General features: G+C 59.3%; 2 protein-coding genes and 1 pseudogene. All 3 read left to right on the forward strand.

Annotated elements, in window-relative coordinates:
• Positions 1-394: 394 nt before the first annotated feature.
• Positions 395-805, forward strand: coding sequence for a hypothetical protein (locus PGX04_RS16295; protein ID WP_273739475.1), 411 nt, complete (start codon positions 395-397; stop codon positions 803-805).
• A gap of 74 nt (positions 806-879) precedes the next feature.
• On the forward strand, positions 880-1,020 hold the full coding sequence (locus tag PGX04_RS16300; RefSeq protein WP_006825932.1) for a DUF8012 family protein: 141 nt from the start codon (positions 880-882) through the stop codon (positions 1,018-1,020).
• 5 nt (positions 1,021-1,025) lie between these two features.
• A pseudogene (locus PGX04_RS16305) lies at positions 1,026-1,566 on the forward strand (DUF6884 domain-containing protein); the annotation flags it as partial.

The following is a 1,566-nucleotide window of genomic DNA, read 5'->3' on the forward strand; positions in this document are numbered from 1 at the left end:
GCGGCGTCAAGTGTAGCCATACCATAGAGTTACACTCCAGCCTAAAAAATATTCAGCCGACAGTATCAAGACCTCGTGACGTGGTATCGAACCGAGGATGTGATCCACCACACTGACGTGAATCTTTGACGTCCTCTGCACGACTGAAGTCATGGGATTCCTCCGTGAGCAATTTAGGCGCCACCGCTGACGCAGCTTGGAGGGTCTCGTAGAGTCGTCTAGCCGAACCGCACCCACAGCAGTAGAGAAGGCAAAGACGAGACGGGTCGAGTGACTGCTCAGTTCGACGCGATTGTGGTGTTGTTCGACCCCGGAGAGGGGTAGAGGGTTTTGTAAAATGTCGATACACGAATCGGTCAGTCGATCAGCGACCACACAGGCACTCGAGACGTCAGTGAGTATTGACGCACGGTTTGATACGTGGGACTGCAAACAAGGTAGCGTCCGTCCGTGGGCACTGGGCCGACGGCAGTGTGTCCTCTCGTTGGTTCGCTTGCTCGCAGACGAAGCAGGGGAGCTGGCGTTTTCGACGCCGATGGAGGTGACGGTCGCACCCACGACATCGTACCAACCATCGGCAAGCTGGCACGATCGCTTCACCGGCACGTATCAGGTGGCTGTGTACCCGAACGCAAATCCGGACTGGGGGTCGGTCGAAGCCGAAGTCTCAACGCTCGAGGAAGCATTCGAGGTCGCAGCAACCGTCTGTAGCGATCTCGAGGAGCAATACGACCTGGTGACAGAAGACGAGCGAGAGAACGGCGAGGTCGCCCTCTCGTCGCGGGGTCCGAAGCAGATCCTCTGAGCCGAGAGCCCTACAACGAGTGTACGGCCGGTGGCGTTGTTCGACCCCCTGAGAGGGGTAGAGGGAGAAAACAGATGGACGACGAAAACATCCCCGGATACCTGCTGTGGCGTGCGTGGAGCAACCTCAGAAACATCGACAAGGAGCAGTTGAGCGACGACGATCGAGAGAAGGTTACCAAAGCAATCGCACTTCTTGACGAGGTGGAGGTCTGATTGGAGTGAGCGCCGATGCACAACTCGCGGATGGGACTGACCGCGAGAATCCTCACCTTCCACGTCCTCGAGAGCACGACCTCCCAGGTGGCGACCTCGCAGTGTCGAGCCACTGGGTCCACGGCGTTCGTGATGCGACTGTCGTCGCTGCCGAGGACCGCCCGCTGTACCGTCTTCTCATGGACCTTCTCGCGGACGTCCATGTCCCCGACTGTATGCCCGCTCGGCTGGTATCAGAGTGCGAAGATCTCGTCGATGTGAAGCGAGCGGTCGAGAACATCGACCGCGGTCGTGCCGATGTTGGTGACGTCGGGTGGGGGATGGGATACTGCTACACCGTCCGGGACGCGATCGAGGAGTATCGGGACCGCGAACCGCAGACGCTCGTTGCGGTTGGTTGCTCGGGCTCGAAGTACGAGGTCGATGACCCTGTTCCGGCAGCAGACCTCTACCGGGGCGCGTACTGGTCGTGCAAACGCGAGTACGGCCAGACGATCGGCGACGATCGGCGGATCATCTCGGCACAGCATGCGCTTCTTCGATTTG

Source organism: Natrinema soli, from assembly GCF_028618695.1.

Bases quoted from the DNA above. Each gene is read 5' to 3' on its own strand.
- PGX04_RS16300 (WP_006825932.1), top strand. From the start codon at position 880: ATGGACGACGAAAACATCCCCGGATACCTGCTGTGGCGTGCGTGGAGC.